This window comes from Microbulbifer maximicatervae (SeqCode), from assembly GCF_052468295.1.
The window spans coordinates 599,854-618,393 of the sequence record NZ_CP174340.1; the positions used below are offsets into that span (position 1 = coordinate 599,854).

20 protein-coding genes are annotated in these 18,540 nt (G+C 49.6%); 11 read left to right on the forward strand and 9 right to left on the reverse strand.

The annotated features are described in order from the left end of the window. Positions 1-39: 39 nt before the first annotated feature. Positions 40-933 (reverse strand): LysR family transcriptional regulator, encoded by an 894-nt coding sequence (locus ACJJIQ_RS03005; RefSeq protein WP_444898128.1) that lies wholly within the window; start codon positions 931-933, stop codon positions 40-42. A gap of 108 nt (positions 934-1,041) precedes the next feature. Between ACJJIQ_RS03005 and ACJJIQ_RS03010 the strand changes: the two genes are divergently transcribed. The 6 genes from ACJJIQ_RS03010 to ACJJIQ_RS03035 are packed head-to-tail and all read left to right on the forward strand — an operon-like array spanning position 1,042 to position 6,096. Then, positions 1,042-1,716: a histidine phosphatase family protein gene (locus ACJJIQ_RS03010; RefSeq protein ID WP_444898127.1), complete on the forward strand. Its 675-nt coding sequence runs from the start codon at positions 1,042-1,044 to the stop codon at positions 1,714-1,716. Between the two features lie 14 nt (positions 1,717-1,730). Next, the gene (locus ACJJIQ_RS03015) at positions 1,731-2,963 is read left to right on the forward strand and encodes an acyl-CoA dehydrogenase family protein (RefSeq protein WP_282931831.1); all 1,233 of its coding nucleotides are present in this window, start codon (positions 1,731-1,733) and stop codon (positions 2,961-2,963) included. Next, a complete protein-coding gene (locus ACJJIQ_RS03020; RefSeq protein WP_445363663.1) occupies positions 2,956-4,008 on the forward strand; it encodes a phosphotransferase in 1,053 nt (350 codons plus the stop codon). Before ACJJIQ_RS03015 ends, ACJJIQ_RS03020 begins: the two co-directional genes overlap by 8 nt. A gap of 24 nt (positions 4,009-4,032) precedes the next feature. Then, positions 4,033-4,809: an SDR family oxidoreductase gene (locus ACJJIQ_RS03025; protein ID WP_445363664.1), complete on the forward strand. Its 777-nt coding sequence runs from the start codon at positions 4,033-4,035 to the stop codon at positions 4,807-4,809. A 2-nt stretch (positions 4,810-4,811) separates the two neighbouring features. Further along, on the forward strand, positions 4,812-5,588 hold the full coding sequence (locus ACJJIQ_RS03030; protein WP_445363665.1) for an SDR family NAD(P)-dependent oxidoreductase: 777 nt from the start codon (positions 4,812-4,814) through the stop codon (positions 5,586-5,588). A 49-nt stretch (positions 5,589-5,637) separates the two neighbouring features. Next, on the forward strand, positions 5,638-6,096 hold the full coding sequence (locus ACJJIQ_RS03035) for a MaoC family dehydratase (RefSeq protein WP_445363666.1): 459 nt from the start codon (positions 5,638-5,640) through the stop codon (positions 6,094-6,096). An 89-nt stretch (positions 6,097-6,185) separates the two neighbouring features. Here the strand turns inward: ACJJIQ_RS03035 and ACJJIQ_RS03040 are convergent, their stop codons facing one another. The 4 genes from ACJJIQ_RS03040 to dinB all read right to left on the reverse strand — a co-directional run bounded on the left by ACJJIQ_RS03040 (position 6,186) and on the right by dinB (position 9,144). Next, on the reverse strand, positions 6,186-6,713 hold the full coding sequence (locus ACJJIQ_RS03040; RefSeq protein ID WP_445363667.1) for a hypothetical protein: 528 nt from the start codon (positions 6,711-6,713) through the stop codon (positions 6,186-6,188). Positions 6,714-6,788: 75 nt separating this feature from the next. Next, positions 6,789-7,253 carry a hypothetical protein gene (locus ACJJIQ_RS03045; protein ID WP_445363668.1) on the reverse strand — a complete coding sequence of 155 codons (465 nt, stop codon included), beginning with the start codon at positions 7,251-7,253 and terminating at the stop codon, positions 6,789-6,791. Between the two features lie 13 nt (positions 7,254-7,266). After that, positions 7,267-7,794 carry an RNA polymerase sigma factor gene (locus ACJJIQ_RS03050; protein ID WP_444912463.1) on the reverse strand — a complete coding sequence of 176 codons (528 nt, stop codon included), beginning with the start codon at positions 7,792-7,794 and terminating at the stop codon, positions 7,267-7,269. A 273-nt stretch (positions 7,795-8,067) separates the two neighbouring features. After that, positions 8,068-9,144, reverse strand: a complete 1,077-nt coding sequence (gene dinB / locus ACJJIQ_RS03055; protein WP_444927146.1) for a DNA polymerase IV — start codon at positions 9,142-9,144, stop codon at positions 8,068-8,070. Between the two features lie 82 nt (positions 9,145-9,226). Between dinB and ACJJIQ_RS03060 the strand changes: the two genes are divergently transcribed. Next, complete coding sequence (locus ACJJIQ_RS03060) at positions 9,227-9,769, forward strand: carboxymuconolactone decarboxylase family protein (RefSeq protein WP_413664916.1); 543 nt, start codon at positions 9,227-9,229, stop codon at positions 9,767-9,769. Between the two features lie 25 nt (positions 9,770-9,794). Here the strand turns inward: ACJJIQ_RS03060 and ACJJIQ_RS03065 are convergent, their stop codons facing one another. The 4 genes from ACJJIQ_RS03065 to mutS all read right to left on the reverse strand — a co-directional run bounded on the left by ACJJIQ_RS03065 (position 9,795) and on the right by mutS (position 13,871). Continuing rightward, complete coding sequence (locus tag ACJJIQ_RS03065) at positions 9,795-9,953, reverse strand: DUF1328 domain-containing protein (protein ID WP_282931841.1); 159 nt, start codon at positions 9,951-9,953, stop codon at positions 9,795-9,797. Between the two features lie 45 nt (positions 9,954-9,998). After that, a complete protein-coding gene (locus ACJJIQ_RS03070) occupies positions 9,999-10,694 on the reverse strand; it encodes a polysaccharide deacetylase family protein (RefSeq protein ID WP_445360100.1) in 696 nt (231 codons plus the stop codon). A 62-nt stretch (positions 10,695-10,756) separates the two neighbouring features. Next, positions 10,757-11,080, reverse strand: a complete 324-nt coding sequence (fdxA, locus tag ACJJIQ_RS03075) for a ferredoxin FdxA (protein ID WP_108732342.1) — start codon at positions 11,078-11,080, stop codon at positions 10,757-10,759. A 139-nt stretch (positions 11,081-11,219) separates the two neighbouring features. Then, positions 11,220-13,871: a DNA mismatch repair protein MutS gene (mutS, locus tag ACJJIQ_RS03080; RefSeq protein WP_445363669.1), complete on the reverse strand. Its 2,652-nt coding sequence runs from the start codon at positions 13,869-13,871 to the stop codon at positions 11,220-11,222. Between the two features lie 1,238 nt (positions 13,872-15,109). On the opposite strand from mutS, the gene ACJJIQ_RS03085 reads away from it, so the two are divergent. The 4 genes from ACJJIQ_RS03085 (at position 15,110) to ACJJIQ_RS03100 (ending at position 18,538) form a co-directional block, all read left to right on the forward strand. Beyond that, positions 15,110-15,448: a DUF5713 family protein gene (locus ACJJIQ_RS03085; protein WP_445363670.1), complete on the forward strand. Its 339-nt coding sequence runs from the start codon at positions 15,110-15,112 to the stop codon at positions 15,446-15,448. Positions 15,449-15,576: 128 nt separating this feature from the next. After that, the gene (locus ACJJIQ_RS03090) at positions 15,577-16,161 is read left to right on the forward strand and encodes a DMP19 family protein (protein ID WP_445363671.1); all 585 of its coding nucleotides are present in this window, start codon (positions 15,577-15,579) and stop codon (positions 16,159-16,161) included. Positions 16,162-16,639: 478 nt separating this feature from the next. After that, positions 16,640-17,191 (forward strand): hypothetical protein, encoded by a 552-nt coding sequence (locus ACJJIQ_RS03095; protein WP_445363672.1) that lies wholly within the window; start codon positions 16,640-16,642, stop codon positions 17,189-17,191. A gap of 138 nt (positions 17,192-17,329) precedes the next feature. Next, positions 17,330-18,538, forward strand: a complete 1,209-nt coding sequence (locus ACJJIQ_RS03100) for an IS91 family transposase (RefSeq protein ID WP_445363673.1) — start codon at positions 17,330-17,332, stop codon at positions 18,536-18,538. Positions 18,539-18,540: the final 2 nt, after the last annotated feature.

Consider the following 18,540-nt stretch of genomic DNA (forward strand, 5'->3'; position numbering starts at 1 on the left):
TTTTAAGGGTTCCCTGTCTCGACGTATACAGAGGCTCATTTACTCCTCTACCAAGCTTACCAACTTGTTTCGCAGCCATTGATTGGCTGGGTCGTCGTGTTGATTTTTATGCCACAGCAGGTGCCAGTCCATTTGCGGTATTTGAAACGGAAGCTCAAACAATCGGGCTGAGTACTGTCGCGCCAGGCTGGCGGGGACTGTCAGTGCCAGGTCGGTTCTCAATACCACTAACGGTGCGACCCGGTAGTGCTGGACCCTCAATTTCACATTGCGACGGCGCCCTAACTTGTTCAGGGCAATATCTTCCAGGCCAGGACCACTCCGACGGCTGGAGACATGGATATGTTCCAGCTTCAGGTACTGTTCCAGGGTAAGGCTGGCGGAATCCGCCAAGGGGTGATCCTGGCGCAACATACACAGGTAGCGATCGTTCATCAGTCGCTGTTGTTTTATCTGTGGGGAAGTGGGTACGGGAACATCCAGGGCAAAGTCCAGGGTGTTGGCGGCCAGTTCCTTGACCAGCTGCTCCCTTGGGACCTGGAAAGACTCGACAGTGATACCTGGGGCCTCCTGCTCCAGCACTTCCAGCAGCCTAGGTAAAAGGAAAGTCTCCGCCATATCGTTCATGGAGAGCCGCAAGGTTTTTCTGGCTTCCTGTGGCACAAAATGACGCTGCTCGCTAAGGCTTGCCCCCAGTAGAGAAAGAGCTTCCTGGACCTTCGGCATAATGCTCTCAGTCAGTGGCGTCGGTGCCATACCGGTGGGGCTGCGAGTGAATAGTGGGTCGTCTAACGTACGGCGAAGTCGCGCGAGAGCATTACTGACAGCCGGCTGGGTGATATGCAGTTGCTCAGCGGCACGAGTCAGGTTTCGGGTTGTGTATATCGCCTCCAGCACGGGAAAGAGGTTCATGTCGATCCGCTGTAATTGCATTGCTGTCACCACCATCACTCTCATGAATGATTCAATATTCGCATAATAAACTTTGATGATTCAAATGCTGGAGATAGGGTTGGGGAGATCAAAAGGGGAGGGAAATAGGTGGCTGAATTTATTCTGGTACGTCACGGACAGGCTTCATTTGGGGCCGATGACTATGACAATCTCTCCGATACCGGCTGGCAACAGTCGCGCTGGTTGGGTGAATACTGGCGGGATAAGGGTATTCGTTTCGACCGGTTGCTGTGTGGCAACCTAACCCGGCACCGGCAAACTTTGGACGGCATTTGCGAGGGGCTGGAAATCCCCGGTGAAAATACCCGCAGTGTACTCACCCAGCTTAATGAATTTGATTTTCTAGCGGTTGCCAAGCATTACAGCGAACTATACCCGGATCGGGCACCGGGAGCAGGTGCCAGTCGCGCCGATTTTTATCGATTCCTGAAGCAGGGGATGCTGGCTTGGGCCGCCGGTGAGATCAGTCCACCGGAAACCTGGTCGCATTTTGAAGCCAGAATCGCAGATGCGCTTAAAAACATTTGCGATAGCCCCAAAGGCAGCCGAACCCTGGTTGTTAGTTCGGGTGGTGCCATTGCCATGATGTTGACGCAAATATTGGGCGGCTCAATTTCCACCGTCGCCAATCTCAATATGCAAATCCAAAACACAGCCGTTAGCCGTTTATTTTTCAGTGCAGAAAATATCAGTCTGCACAGTTTCAATCATGTGCCGCACCTGGATCGGGATGGGCGTCACGAACATATCACTTACAGTTGATCGGGCAGGTAGCGATGGAATTTGAATACTCAGACAAAGTAAAAGGACTGCTGGAACGCCTGCAAAATTTTATGCAGGAGTATATCTATCCCGCCGAAGCGATATTTATGCAGCAGTTGCAGGAGGATCGCTGGGGAGAGCCGGCGATTTTGGCAGAATTAAAAATTAAAGCCCGGGAAGCGGAACTCTGGAATCTGTTTTTACCGGATTCCCGTTACGGTGCCGGGCTCAATAACCTGGAGTATGCGCCCCTGGCTGAGGAAATGGGGAAAGTGCTTTTTGCATCGGAGGTATTTAATTGTAATGCCCCGGATACCGGCAATATGGAAGTTTTGGCTCAGTACGGTTCTGAGGCCCAGCGGGAACAATGGTTAACTCCGCTTTTGGATGGAAAAATTCGCTCTGCCTTTGCTATGACCGAGCCCCGGGTTGCCTCCTCCGATGCCACTAATATCGAAACGTCGATTATCCGCGATGGCGATAGCTACGTTATTAACGGCCACAAGTTTTATATCAGTGGCCTGATGAATAAACGCTGTAAAGTGATGATTGTGATGGGTAAGACCGACCCGGAAAATCCCAATCGTCACCAGCAGCAATCGCAAATCCTGGTACCCACTGATACGCCTGGAGTCAAAATAGTTCGCCCGATGACGGTATTCGGTTATGACGATGCACCGGAAGGGCATGCGGAAGTGATTTTTGAAAATGTCCGGGTGCCCGCAAGCCATTTAATTCTTGGAGAGGGGCGCGGTTTTGAAATTGCCCAGGGACGCTTGGGGCCGGGCAGGATACACCACTGTATGCGCTTAATTGGTCAGGCTCAAAGAGCGCTGGAGATGATGTCGGCACGCGCGGAGCAGCGCATTGTTTTTGGTCGCCCGATGAGCAAGCAGGGATCGGTGCGGGAAGATATTGCCAAATCCGCCTGCGAAATTGAGCAGGCACGCCTGCTGACTCTGAAGGCCGCTGCGCAAATGGATCGGTTGGGTAATAAGGCGGCCAAAGATTTAATCGCAATGATAAAAATTGTTGCGCCACAGATGGCTTGTAAGGTGATAGATCGCGCCATACAGATTCACGGCGCTGCGGGATTGGGGCAGGATTACAGTCTCGCCCACCACTATGCTTATGCTCGGACCATCCGTCTGGCGGATGGTCCCGATCAAGTTCATATGATGCAGTTGGGCAGAAACCTGGCAGCTCACTATGCCGCCGCAGAAAATCATGGAGGACTCAGTGACTGAGACGGTAAACAATTTGCGCAGCTCTGTGGAAGAGCTGCCTGTTGAGCGACTGCAAGAATATTTGTCCGGCAAAGTCGACGGTTTCAATGGGCCTGTAACGGTCACCAAATTTCCCGGTGGCCAGTCTAACCCCACTTTCAAGTTGCAGACCCCGGCGCGATCTTATGTATTGCGGCGCCAACCTCCCGGCAAGTTATTGAAATCTGCCCATGCCGTAGATCGGGAGTACCGGGTAATGTCAGCACTCGCCGATACTAATGTGCCGGTGCCCAGGGTATTGCACCTCTGTGAGGACCGGGACCTGATCGGTTCTATGTTTTATTTAATGGAATATTGTGAGGGCCGGATATTCTGGAATGCGGCACTGCCGGAAGTTGACGCCGAGCAGCGTAGCGCTATGTACGATGAAATGAATCGTGTACTGGCGGCCATGCACAGTTTGGATATTAATGCCGTAGGCCTTTCGGATTACGGCCGACCAGGTAATTACTTCCAGCGGCAGTTGGACCGCTGGAGCACTCAATATCGAGCCTCTGAGCTGGAGCCCATTGCCGCAATGGATGAGTTGATGGCCTGGTTGGGTGACGTTTTACCGGATGATGATGGGCGTATCGCATTGGTGCACGGTGATTACCGGCTCGACAATATGATTTTCCATCCTCAGGAGCCCAAGGTCATAGCGCTTTTGGATTGGGAACTTTCCACACTGGGACATCCCTATGCCGACCTCGCTTACCAGTGTATGCAAATGCGAATGCCTGCAGGCAAAGACAAAATGTCCGGCCTATTAGGCTTGGATATAGAGGCCTTGGGCATCCCCTCCGAAAAAGAGTATGTGGCCAAATACTGCCAGCGAATGGGTATTGATGGGATTGATAATTGGCCGTTTTATTTGGCATTTAGCTTCTTCCGCCTGGCAGCGATTGTTCAGGGGGTGGTAAAGCGTGCAAAAGACGGCAATGCCTCCAATAAAAATGCGGCGAAACTGGGAGCTCTGGTAGAACCCCTCGCACAAGCTGCATTGGATATCGCTGCTAACGGTTAACTTCTGAAATTATAAGGATAAGAAATGGCAAAGAATATTTTTGATCTCACGGGAAAAATTGCCCTGGTGACGGGTGCCAGTCGAGGTATTGGTGAGGCCATTGCAAAACTTTTGGCTGAGCAGGGTGCCCATGTTTTGGTTTCCAGCAGAAAAATTGAGGGGTGTCAGGCCGTAGCCGATGCAATTGTGGATGCTGGTGGCTGTGCCGATGCGATCCCCTGCCATATTGGCAACATGGATAATATCCAGCAGGTTATTGGCGATATTCGCGAGCGATTTGGTCGCTTGGATATTTTGGTCAACAATGCGGCGACTAATCCCTATTTTGGCCATATTCTTGATACTGATCTAGCGGCCTTCGAAAAGACGGTAGAGGTCAATATACGCGGTTATTTCTTTATGTCGGTAGAAGCCGGCAAATTGATGCGAGAGCAGGGTGGTGGCGTTATTGTAAATACCGCCTCAGTGAATGCCTTGCAGCCGGGTGTTGGGCAGGGTATTTACTCAATTACCAAGGCGGCGGTGGTCAATATGACCAAAGCGTTTGCCAAGGAGTGTGCGCAATTTAATATCCGGGTGAATGCTTTACTACCAGGGCTTACAAAAACCAAATTCGCCGGGGCATTGTTTTCCCACGAGGATATTTATAAAGCTGCGGTTGGTCATATTCCCATGCACCGCCATGCGGAGCCGGAAGAGATGGCGGGTACAGTTTTGTACTTGGTCTCCGATGCCTCCAGTTATACGACTGGAGAATGTGTCGTTGTGGATGGTGGTTTGACTTCTTGTGGGGGGATTTAACCATGCATGATCCAATTCTCGATTTTAGCGATAAAGTCGCACTGATTACCGGCGCTGCCAGTGGATTTGGAAAATTATTGGCCGAGGAACTTGATTCTCGGGGCGCTCGTTTGGTATTGGGAGATATCAATGAAGAGGCCTTGATGCAGTTGGCGGACAAACTGGGAAGCCAAAATATTGCTGTGCGCGCCCAGCGCTGTGATGTTTCCCAAGAGTCTGATTGCGCTGCTCTGGCGCAACTGGCTCAGTCAGAGTTTGGACAGCTGGATATCGCTGTTAACAATGCTGGAATCGCGCCTCCGATGATGTCTCTTAAGCAGACAGATGAGGCCATGATGGATCTTCAGTACAACGTTAACCTTAAGGGGGTTTTCCTGGGGCTTAAACACCAGTTGCCCCTATTGAAGATGACCAGCGGAGCTGTACTGAATGTTTCCTCTATGGCAGGGCTGGGCGGTGCTCCCAAGATTGCCTCCTACGCCGCGGCAAAACATGGTGTGATCGGCCTGACCAAAACGGCAGCGATGGAAAACGCCAAGTACGGTATCCGTGTAAACGCGATTTGCCCCTTCTATTGCCTCACCCCGATGGTTACCGATATTGCAACTGAAGATGCCAGCCCTGAACAAGTTCAAGCGTTTCTCGCTGAGGGATGCCCGATGAAACGCCTGGGCAAGCCGGAAGAAGTCGTAGCGGCCATGTTGATGCTGGTTTCCCCAAAAATGACTTACATTACCGGACAGGCATTAGCGGTAGATGGCGGTCTCTCGGCCTATTGAGGTTGGGAGTCGCTGAGAAAGCGAATAGAGAATCGAAAAGGAGCCTTCGATGCCTGTAGAAATTTCACCTGATAGCCTCGGCTATTACATTGGCTTTGAAACAGAGCCCACAGACTGGTTTGAAATTGACCAGCAGAGAGTTGATAGCTTTGCTGAGTGCACCTTGGATCGACAGTTCATCCATGTAGACCCAGAGGCCGCCGCCAAAACACCTTTTGGGGGAACGGTTGCCCATGGTTTTCTCTCATTGTCACTGCTGCCTTATTTTGTAGGGGCTCTACAGATAACGGTTACAGGTGCTTATATGGGGGTGAATTATGGTTTGGATAAAGTCCGCTTTATCAACCCGGTAAAGACCGGTAGCCGGGTGCGCGTATTTGGGAAAATACTGGATATTACGGAGAAAAAAGAGTCCCAGTATCAAATTAAATTGATGGTAACTATGGAAATAGAGGGCGAGGCGAAGCCAGCTTTAGTTGCAGAGTGGATTTTTCTGCAGATTACCTAGTGGGGTCGGTATAAGGTTGGACCACCATTTTTCTAAGCCGTAGTGGAAAGTGGTGGTTTCGATCTGTTTGAGAGTTATTTAAGGCGAGTTTATATAAACGTTTTTTCCTGTTTAAGGGTGTTGAGACCCATGCGAACAATATTCAAGTGAGAAGCGGGAATACCTTTTTTGTAGTACTCGCCAGTAAAGTCAAATTGTTGGACTTCAATAAATGGTGAGAATAGGGTGCATCCCCAGTAGGGGTTTATACCCCACCAGCCATATTTTCCAGCGGTTCTGGGGTTTCTTTGAAAGAAGTTGTAAGCCCTTTTGATATTGTCATATTTGAGTTTGAATTTTCTTTTGTCATTGATGCTGTGGGCATCAAATATCACCAGGCATTGTATAGAGATGCCTTGCCGACCAAGTGCATTGGCGATTTTTACCGCAGCATTTCCCCCTCTGCTGTAGCCAAACAATATCGCTGCTTTTTTGCGCGAAACCTCATTTTTAAGGTAATGGTAAATAGTGGGCTTTCGAGTGTGGGAGAATATCCGCCCATGAAGTTGGTTGATTACCGACTTTAGTACCGGATTTTCTCCGGCAGAAGGACCACCGGCACCGTAGATGCCTACCACAGTGTAGTGGCTAAGTTGAGACTGTATAGGAAGTGAGAATTCGAACTGGCCGCTTGAACTTGATATCAGTTGTTTCTAGCTCCTTGAAGCCGTGCTCGATAAAATTCGGCAGTGACGCTTAGCACTTTTACGTAATTCATCGGGCAGGGATTCTTCACTTCCATCCTGCTGTTCAGTCCGCCAAAAGTGGCACAAGGCAACATACTCGCCACTATTTACCTGATTGCGTAGTGCGAGCCAGGGATCTGGCGCTGGGGTAACTGCCATCACAGTTTCTTTCCAATCCCTTAACGCCGGCTCGTACAAATGCTGCTCGGTGGAATTTGCCTTGTGAGTGAAGGCACCTAGGTGTTGGGCTGGATGAAGAAGCAATAGCAAGGCGGTTACCAAGCTACAACTTACTGTTGCACGAGAGAGTAGATGATTGACGTTTACTTTCGGCTTATAGGTTTGGGCTGTTTTATATAGATCGTCATCCAGCTGCTGCGGGGAAGTCAACGTCTCGGCTTCTTTAAAATATTGATTTTCCCAATTGCTCATAGCATTAACTCGATTACTCTTCGATAACTTCTACTTGCCAAGGTCTTCTCTCCGAACCGTATATCGCTTCGTCCAGTGCGGTTCGGGCGCGATGATATAGGGTGCGGCATTTATTGAGAGAGAGCTGCTCGATATCGGCCACGGTTGCCAGTGGCAGCTTGCATTCCATATGCAGTAATAAAACATTGCGCAATTGAGAAGGTAAATTTTGAATCGCTGCGAGAATTCTATTCTGCTGGGGAGACTCTTGCGCGGATTTCTTCGAACTGGAAAATTCCTCAAGCTTGAGCAATTTATTGACTTGGATGTAAAGCCAACTTTTAAGCAGACGCCCGTGCAATTCTGGCGGATTTTCCAAAAGACCACGCCAGAGTTTTTGCAAGAGTAAAGTGGATGAAGACGGCGCCATTTGCATACAGTAGCGATACAGGGAATCTTTATGGCGGCCGTAGAGTTGACGGAACACAGCAGGTTTGCGCGACTCCTTGTAGTATTGGAATAGCGCCTCGTCAGATAGCTGGCGTAACTCTTTGAGAGACAATGTCTTGAGCCTCCGTACGCAAATTATCCCGCCTCGAACCACTGGCCGAGTACTGGTTTATGCGGCGTCAATAAAGAAGATTGTAGTATGGTTCTGCGTCGCAATTATTCTCTGGCCAGTACTTATAATTTCAGCCGATGTCACGGTACGACAGATACGAATCTTCGGGCTTGCGAAGTATAGTTGCCCCTGGTTTGAGAGGTGGTTGCTCGGGTAAGGGCCAACGCCAGATTTATCAATAAGTGATGATGCGCCTAATTAAGCAATCAAACGTCAAAAAGAGGCTTGCTCTGGCAAGGGTAGTGGTAATTGAACAGGGCCTTGCCCCGCCCGGAGGTCTGTGAGTCGCAGGCCTACCCCAAGAAGGCGGATGGGAGCAGGGCGTTTTTCCCGACACTCCTGCAGTAGCTGGCGGAATTCAGAAATGCGCCCGGCACGGCTGCTGCGCTCGTGGGTGCTGGTAGTAAAATCTGCGTACTTTACTTTAACGGTGGCACCATTTACTTCGTAACGATCGCCGAGTTTTTCCAGCCGCTCCAGCAGACGCATATACAGCTCTGTCAGCTGTTCCAGCCATTCGTCAAAACTGGATAAGTCTTCGCGAAAGGTGCGCTCGACACTAACACTCTTGCGGGAGCCATCGCCGCTTACCGGGCGATCGTCAACACCACGGCAAAGGTCGTAAAGGCGGCGGCCAAATTTGCCAAACTTCTTACTCAGTTCAACTTGCGAAAAATTGCGTAAATCCGCGCAAGTGCGAATGCCTTGTCGATGCATTTTCTCTGCGGTTACCCGTCCCACGCCGTGTATTTTGTTGATAGGCAGGCGCAAAACAAATTGATCGACCTCGCTCGGCGTAATGACTGTCAATCCGTCAGGCTTCTGCCAATCACTGGCAATTTTGGCCAGGAATTTATTCGGGGCCACCCCGGCAGAAATTGTGATACCCAGGGTGTCGTGCACCCGTTGCCGGATCTCCTCAGCGATTAGGGTAGCGCTGCCGTGGCAGCGGCCACTGTCGGTGACATCCAGGAAGGCTTCGTCCAGGGATAGGGGCTCAATATCATCGCAGTAGTCGAGAAATATCTCCCGTATCTGCCCGCTGACCTCTCGGTACTTAGCCATGTTGCCGGGTACTACAATCAAATCAGGGCACAGTTTCTTGGCCTGGGCGGTAGGCATTGCGGAGCGAACCCCATAGCTGCGGGCTTCATAGTTGCAGGTAGAGATCACTCCGCGGCGGTCGCTACTGCCTCCAACGGCCAAGGGGCGTCCACGGAGATTGGGGTCGTCACGCATTTCGACCGAAGCGTAGAAGCAGTCACAATCACAGTGGATAATCTTTCTCATGCTGTGATTATATACAGTGTTATGTCGTGCCAGAAAGTAATTTATGCCACTTGGACACCCGGCGATGACAGGTAGGTGAATAATGAGCAGTATTCCGTTGGTCGAGCACCCAGCTTCCGATGATGTAGCCAGGGTTTTTGCTGAGATTGATGACGAGTTGGGGGGAATCCCCAGTCTGTTCCGTGTCTACGCCCAACACCCGGGATTACTTGAGGCAAACTGGTACAAGTTTAAGACGGTGATGATTCACGGCTGTTTGTCGGCTCAGCTGAAAGAAGCCATTGGCCTGGCAGTCTCAGCCGATAACCACTGTGACTATGGCATTTACCATCACAGTATGTCCCTGCAAATGCTTGGGGTGGAAACGGATGAAGTGATGCGGATTCGCACTGACCCCAAGCATGTGCACTTTTCTGAAAAAGAGCACGCCCTGTTTGACTTGGCGCGCAATGCCAACAGCGCCCCTGATGACCATCGCGAGCACCTGATTGCCGCTGCGCGAAAGCTCGGTGCCGGTGATGATGAGATTCTTGAGGCATTGGGCGTAATGGAGATGGTACTGGGGGCCAATCACATTGCTGAAGTGCTCAGCCTGGCGCCGACCCGAGTGCCTCACAAGAAGTAATAACAGGCGCCCTTAGGCGGCTGTTCTACTTGGGTCTGCCGAAAATCAGTGCCAGCACAAACATCACAAGGAAAATAAAGAAGAGAATCTTGGCTATTTCAGTTGCGGTCGAAGCGATGCCACTAAAGCCAAAGAAGGCGGCGATCAGCGCAATAACCAGAAAGGTGACAGCCCAGCGCAACATAAGAGGCTCCCAATAGAGTGGAGGGAGCCTTGGGCTCCCGTTCCGCTAATTGATAGAGTCCCGCTCCACAGGTTCCAAATGGTCGCCTGCTTTCATGAGGGTTAGTTGCTCCAGTGTGGCAAACTGGAAGCCCTTTTGCCTGAGTTGCGCAGTAATGAGGGGCAGGGCCTCCATTACCTGATGGTGCTGACCATACATGGGGTGCAGCAGAACTACACTTCCGTCTTTTGCCTTTTGGGATATATAGTCAGCTGCGACTTGAGCGCCGCCTGCTTGCAGTTGCTCAGTAGGATCGATATCCCAGTGAGCAATCTTGAACTGGTGATCGCTTAAAAGCGTGCCCAGCTCGTCAGACATCTTTCCGTGAGGAGGGAGAAACATGGGCTTGCTGGTATAGCCATTACTTTGTAGTAGCCGACAGGTTTTTTTAATCTCTTCCTTGGCACTACTCAAAGGCATCTGGGAAAGGTTTGTGTGTGAGTAACCATGGTTGCCTAACTGATGTCCAGCCTGAATGATTGCCTGGGTCTGCTCCGGGTACCTTTCCATTTCCTGCCCTGTAGGGAAAAAAGTGGCGGTCACGTCCAAAGATTCGAGCCGCTTTAACAGTGGCTCGGTTTTGTCGGGGGAGGGCCCCTCATCAAAAATAAGCGCTACCCATTTATCCTTGCCGGTAATTGCCTGGGCACAGGTTGAAAATACAAAAAGCCAAATGCAAATAGCATTAATTATTATTTTCATTTTTTGGGGTTTCCACAAATAGAAAAAAAGCCGTCAATGACGGCTTTTTTCTTTGAACTTGTTTAGCGCTCTAGCTGGTCCAGCTTGCCCTTCTTGCCGTCCCACTCCTCGGCATCCGGTAATGGGTCTTTCTTTTCAGTAATATTGGGCCATACCTCGGCGAGTTCTGCGTTCAACTCGATAAACTCCTGCTGATCGTCCGGAACCTCATCCTCAGAGAAAATCGCGTTGGCGGGGCACTCCGGCTCACACAGGGCGCAGTCGATACACTCGTCTGGGTGAATTACCAGGAAGTTGGGGCCTTCGTAAAAACAGTCTACCGGGCAAACCTCTACACAGTCGGTGTATTTACACTTAATGCAGTTTTCCCCAATTACGAATGTCATGTTTGTCCCTCGATAGTGCCACTGAATTCTTCGTGCAGCGGATTTTATCAATTACTGGCGCGAATTGTAGTGGCTTTTCAGTCGATTTAGTTCACTGTTTATAACAGGATGAATTGGGCGACCAGGATCGCCCGGTCTTTTACTTCAGTAACTTGCGTAAAGAATAGAGCGCTTCCAGTGCCTGGCGTGGCGTCAAATCGTCTGGATCAAGCTCCTCAAGGGCATCCACGGCCGGGTGGCTCGGGCTGCCAAACAGATCTACCTGCTGGGGGGAACCAGGGCCCGCAGCCATTGGCACAGCGGCTTCTTCCGGCTCCTGTTTGGGGGCCGATGCAGGCGTAGCAATAGGAGCTGGCACATCTACCGACTGGGCGCCGGCTTCCAATGCTGCCAAGCGCGCGCGGGCCTCGGTCAATACATCACTGGGGATACCGGCCAGTTTGGCCACCTGCAACCCGTAACTTTTAGAGGCGGGCCCTTCCTGGATGCGGTGCAGGAAGACAATTCCCTCGCCGTGCTCGGTGGCATCCAAGTGGATGTTGGCGGCCTCAGAGCATTGGCTGGGCAGGTCAGTCAGTTCAAAGTAATGGGTGGCGAACAGTGTAAAGGCGCGCACTTCCCCTGCCAGGTAGTGGGCACAGGCCCAGGCCAAGGACAGGCCGTCGTAAGTGCTGGTACCACGGCCAATCTCATCCATCAGTACCAAGCTGTGCTCGGTGGCATTGCGCAGGATATTGGCGGTCTCGGTCATTTCCACCATAAAGGTGGAGCGGCCACCGGCCAGGTCATCGGCACTGCCGATGCGAGTGAAGATACGATCGAGCAGGCCGATCTGGGCACTGTCGGCGGGCACGTAACTGCCGCAGTGGGCCAACAGGGCAATCAATGCTGTCTGGCGCATATAGGTAGATTTACCGCCCATGTTTGGACCGGTAATCACCAACATGCGGCGGTCGTCGTGCAACTCAATATCGTTGGCCACAAAGGGCTCGTCCAATACCTGCTCCACCACCGGGTGGCGCCCGCCGGTAATATGCAGACCAGGCTCAGTGCCCAGTTCTGGGCGGCACAGGCGCAAATCGTCAGCGCGCTCGGCCAAGCATGCCAGCACGTCTAATTCGGAGATACCCGCAGCAGCGGCTTGGAGCTCTGCCAGGGACTCATTCAGCTGATTGATCAGCTCTTCGTACAATGCCTTTTCACGAGCTAGCGCGCGGCTCTTGGCGGAGAGCGCCTTGTCTTCAAACTCCTTTAGCTCGGGAGTAATGAAGCGCTCTGCATTTTTCAGGGTCTGGCGGCGAATATATTCAGCTGGCGCCTTATCGCTTTGCCCGCGACTGATTTCAATAAAGTAGCCGTGCACCCGGTTGTAACCCACCTTAAGGGTGGGGATACCGGTGCGCTCTTTTTCCCGCTGCTCTAGTTGCACCAGGTAATCGCCGGCGTTTTCACTGATAGCGCGCAGCTCGTCCAGTTCTTCGTCGTAGCCGGTAGCAATAACGCCACCGTCGCGAATTACTACCGGAGGGTTTTCAATAATGGCATCTTGCAGAAGCTCTACTGTTTCAGGCCACTCGCCGATCTGGCTGCACAACTCACTCAATAAAGTTGCGTCAGATTCCGCCAACTGTTGCTGGATTTCCGGGAATTGAGCTAGGGACTGGCCCAGGCGAGCCAAATCCCGAGGGCGTGCAGAGCGCAGTGCCAAACGGCCCAGGATTCGCTCCATATCGCCTACAGGTTTGAGGGCATCACGCAGAGGCTCAAAGCCATAATCGGCAATTAACGCTGCGATGGCATCCTGGCGGTTGCGCAAGGTGGTCAGCTGGCGCAGGGGGTTGTTGAACCAGCGGCGCAATAAGCGGCTACCCATAGCGGTTTTACAGCTATCGAAGACCGACAATAGGGTATTGTCATCGCCACCGTTCAGGTTCAGATCAATCTCCAGATTGCGGCGGCTGGCACCATCCAAGGCGACTGTCTCATTACCACTTTCCGTCAGCAGGCCGCGAATATGGGGCAGCTCGGTACGCTGGGTGTCCCGTGCGTATTGCAGCAAACAGCCGGCAGCGATAACAGCACCGTGCATATGGCTACAACCAAAGGCCTCCAGGTTCATGGTGCCGAATTGCTGGTTGAGCAGACGCAAAGCGCTCTCCAGCTCGAACTCCCAAGGTGCGCGGCGGCGCACGCCCGCGCGGCGCTCGATTTCAACCGGCAGGCTAAGGTCTTCCGGCGCAAGCAGTTCAGCGGGATTGTGGCGCTGCACCTGCTCGGTCAGGGCTTCCAGAGTATCTGTTTCCTGAACCACAAAACGACCGGTTGCCAGGTCCAGCAGTGCCAGGCCAAATACATCGCCCAAGTGTGAAATAGCAGCCAGGAGGTTATCGCGGCGATCGTTGAGAAGTGCCTCGTCGGTAACCGTACCAGGGGTAACAATACGCACTACCTGGCGTTCAACCGGCCCCTTGCTGGTGGCGGGATCACCGATTTGTTCACAGATGGCAACGGAAACACCAGCTTTAATCAGCCGCGCCAAGTAGCCCTCAGCTGCATGGTATGGAATACCGGCCATGGGTATAGGCTCACCCCCGGACTTTCCACGGGCAGTAAGGGTGACATCCAACAGCTCAGCCGCCTTCTTGGCATCATCAAAGAACAGTTCGTAAAAGTCCCCCATGCGGTAGAACACCAACTCTTGGGGATGCTGGGCCTTGATGCGCATGTATTGCTGCATCATGGGGGTGTGTTCGGGTTTCGCGGCCTTGGTCTTGTTTGCGGTTTTTGGCATTTTTTCTAAGAAAATCAGTAAGTTACAAAAGTGTTCGCAAACCCCAAGAGCCCCGCAGGAGTGGCGGCCGGCTCAGATTGGGGTAGGGGGCAGGTTTCCTCGGGGGCTTAATAAGCAGAAGCGTTCGATCAAATAATGAACGGCAAGCCCAAACCTGATGTTCTTGAAGCATGCAATCGGGATAGGTCTGAACAGAAAGGTCCAGGCTAAAGTTCGAAGGGCTTCTTTATAGGGGGCGCAGAATAGCAGAGTGGGGGGCAAACCACTATGGATGGCTTATCAACTGCAAGTGGAATGGCCAGCAGCGACCCTGTGATTTTATGAGAGCCTTGTAGGGAAGCGGGACGTTTTCGTCTTTGAGGTAAGGACCGTCACTTTTCTTTGCTCTAATGAGTCTGCTGCTGAACTCAACAAAAAAGATACCTGACTCAGTAAGGTCGAGTACTAAGCAAGCCAATTCTTTACGCGGTAGCGCATCCCTCCAGCTGGGACATATGTGCATAGTAGGCTGATGAAATACAGTACTGATAACTCAGTCCTGCTTCGTATATCAGAATTCAAAAGACGCTGCTCCTATTTCTGGGGAAAATTCTATAACTTGTTGATTTTTAAAGGATGTGAAAAATGATATAAAGCAGGGAGAGCGCGGAATTATAAAGACGCTGCTTTATATCTACTTGTTTCGTTTCGTGACACTCAATGTATTTTTTTGATTTTATTGGGTTTTTAAGCGGGCTTTGATTGAGGGCGGTAGAATTATATAGAAGGGTGATATATAGACGCTGCTTTTGAATTAACTGTTATGTGTAATCCCCTATGAAACTACTGCTGTTAACGACTCTATGTGTCAGCTCATACATTCTTATGGTTTGGCTTACGACTAAAGATAAAGAAGATAAGGTTCAATCTCTTAAGTGGGTGCTCCAAGCAACATTAGGTACTATCTGTATTCTTTGGCCAGTTTTATTCGTTAGCAAGTTTTGGGTTCTTTTTGTTGCAGCTTTGATACTGGTTTTAGCAGCCTACTTGGGGTCACAAGGTGGGCTTTTCGGTAGGCTAAGTAAAAACGGTATGTTTGGTGGTTTCTGGTTAACCGTCCCTTTATATGTCTACTTACTACCAAACACATAACAAACCGCAGCAGTCGCTCTCGTTGGTCGCTGGGACAGCCAAAACGCTGCGCTTATTTGTCAGCCCCTGTGCGGGGCGTTATGCAAAGTTAAATTTAGGAAGAATGTATGAATTTGAAGAATAAAGAAGCATCAGACTATAAATTTTTACAAGAAATGTATGATGATGGATATTTCCCCAATTTCCTTGTTGATAAAGGGAAAGATATTCTTGTTCGTTTATGTCAAAAGATTGAGGAAGAACAGCCAAATAGCCTAGAAGAGCTTTATAAGTTAACTCATCAATCAACAGAAGAATTCAATGAGCTTCAAGAAGAGTTCGAAGAAAATGAAAGTGAAATCGAGACTGCAGCTAGAGACTGTATTGGCGTAGATTTTAGTAATCTAACAACAATATACGGCTTTGATGCTGATATAGAAGAATTAATAGCTACACGAGATTGGTAGAATGCATAACAAGCGCGTGCAATCTGACCTCCGGCCACTGTCACCTTTTGTGCAAAAAAAACCGCACAAAAGGCACCAGTAGCCTCCGGCAGTTGACGCGGGCGTTAGGCACCATCGAGAAAGTTACTATGAGCGAAAAAGTACCCTGTAAAGAATGCCAAGCTCTAATTCTTCCGAGTACAGCGGAACGAACAAGTGGCTTATGCATGGCTTGCAAAAATGGAATTCGAAAAAACCTAGAGAAATCTAAAGAGTTTTACAAAAATCAAAGAGAACTAGATAAAACATGCCCGTTCAGAGCTTTTTGGCGAGATCTTGTTTCTAGGGTGTACGATGAAAAACTAGGTTTTCACACATTAACAGATGATGAAAAAACCTATTATGCGGTTAACTGTTTAAGTGGCGAAGTTTACAACGGAGGTCTCGTTCAATATTTCGACAATTCAGCGGGTGAGCATTACAAATATGCAGAGCTAGGCCTTATCCAAATTGGTGCTACTAACTCGTTAAGATTGTTGCGTGAGGCAAAAGCTCAAGTATTTGGTTCAGATATTGTGCCAACTGATAGAGAGCTTAGACAGATAGCCACTGATAGCGATGCAATCCAAAAGTCTTTAGATAAACTAGATGATGAGTTTTATACAGATACAGATGAACTCGGAGATCGGCTTGAAAAGTTCGCTTTCGAGAAAGGTCTAGTAAAAAATGCCTAACAAGCAGCAGCAACGGACTGTCAAACCTGTCACTCAAATTGCTTCGCAATTACGTGCCAGCTTTGCCAGCCGCTGTGCTGGGCGTTATTGTGGCTGTCATTTTTTAGGTAGTTTGAAGTTGCTGCAAGCACCAATCTCTTCCTGAGCACATTTCTCCAGAGAGTTTTCCTGCAGGTTGGCACCGCAGTTCCGTTCAAGTGTCTTCGTTTTAAGCCAACAAGTTCTGCAAGCTAGCAGCAGCATTGTGGAGTGCCAGTCAGTTAGTTAACTGGTGGGGAAAGTATGGTATTTTTCCCAGTAAATTTATTGGGCAGTGGCCAGCCAAAGGTGGCTGGCAAAGAGCAAGTAGGTTGTTCAGAGCGCGCCAGCTATAACCAGGCCAGGCAAGCTCGCCCAGCCGGAGGCTGGGCTGGACAGCCTACGCTCTGCTTCGGCTGCCCTTGCTGGCAACGTTCTACTCCACTAATAACGGGAACTTATGAATATTAACAACCTATCAAATGCTGAGATCCTTTCAAATTTTAAGTCCTGTGCCGATTTGGATATTGAGCTTTGTGAGGAGGAGCATCTCCGTTGTTATCGGTTTTATCCTGAATGGTCCGAAAATATCCAAGTGGCGACATACGAAAATGGGGGCGGTGATGATTTGGTCATCGTGTTTCATCAAGGCAGTGTTCTCATAAAGGGCTTTGATCATGAATCAGAAGTCAGTCCGCATGCTCAAGATGAATATGGCGTTTGGCCCGGCATGTATGACGGCGCCCCTTCAATGCTTTTGGAAGTATTAGATGATGAGGCATTTGAAAAAGAGGATGTAACATTTTGCCTATGGAGAGATTCCGAAAGCGAAGAATGGAAAAGGGGGCCAGTTGTTTTTACAAATAATGAAGATGACGGATCTGGTTGGTTACTCTCGGCTATAAAAGTTTCACCAGAAAATTATATCGAATGGGGAAGAGATTATTACGAGGATGACTTCAATCGTATATCTGAATCCAAAATACGTGAAGTCTTTGCGCGTAACGAGTAGAACCAGGCTATGCATTTGACGTCAAAAAACTTCATTCGTTTCACTCACTGCGCTTTTTGTCGCAAATGATAGCGGCGTTGTACAAACCCGCTACGCGGGAGTGGTGCCACTTTTAAATTATAAGAGGCATTTTAGAAAATGCATAACCGGGTATTGCAAAATATATTTTCTGCGTACAGTGGTTATTTATCTAAAACCGCGCAACCACTAAAAAATTTAAAGGCTATCTCCTCGATACAAGAATGCCGTACAAAATCGATGGGAAGCAGTTATTATCGTTGTAAGCACAACCATGTCACTGAACAGCATCATTCTTGTAGGCATAGAAGTTGCCCCCTCTGCTCAGGCAGAAAAAAGCTCCAGTGGGTTGATCAGCAGCGTCGTAAATTATTTGATACAGAACATTTTCATGTGGTCTTTACTATACCTCATGAGTATCTGCCGTTATGGCAATACAACGAAGAGAAGCTTACAGATATACTCTTTTTGTCGAGTAAAGAAACCCTGTTTGAATTAATGGCGAGTAAAGACTATCACGGAGTAACTCCCGGGATGCTTATGGCTCTGCATACTTGGGGAAGACAGTTAACTTTACATCCCCATATACACTGTTTGATAACTGCTGGCGGCTTGACTTTAAGGGAAAAGTGGAAAGAAACAGGTGAATATTTATTGCCTGTGCGAGTGGTTAAGAGTCTTTATAGGGGAAAATTTCAAGCGCTTTTATTAGAACAGTATCGTGCCGGGTTACTCAAGCTTCCTCCCAGTTGGTCAATTGGCCAGTTTGATATCCTCTTTAAAGCTTGCTATCGCAAGGAATGGTCGGTTCGTATTCAAGAACGATATGAGCATGGTCAAGGCGTCCTGCTGTATTTTTCACGCTACATCAAAGGTGGCCCGCTTAAGCCAAAGCAGATATTAAACGTGGATCATAAGGGGCTGGATTTTCGTTATTTTGATCACCGTGACCAGCGACGTATGCAACTTCGGTTAAAGCCTCAGGAGTTCTTAAGACGTGTCTTGCAGCACATACCTCCAATAGGAAAACACATGGTACGGAGTTATGGATTATATGCTGGGTGCAATAAGAAAAAGCACGATCTATGTAGTAATCAAGTGGGTTTAATGAAAGATCAACGACTCCCAGCTGGATTGCAAATCCAAGATCTGATGGTAGAGTGTGGGCAGTGCCATGAATCTACAAAGTTGACTGGCAGAGTGTGGTCTAAGGCGAAAAAAGGAATTTCCTTTATAAAGGGGGCGGCTCGGCAAGATAGTGCCGGCGGGAATGTACAACATGGCGATGAACCAGACACTGCAGGAATGGGCCTCTTTAGTTCGGCCTAAAT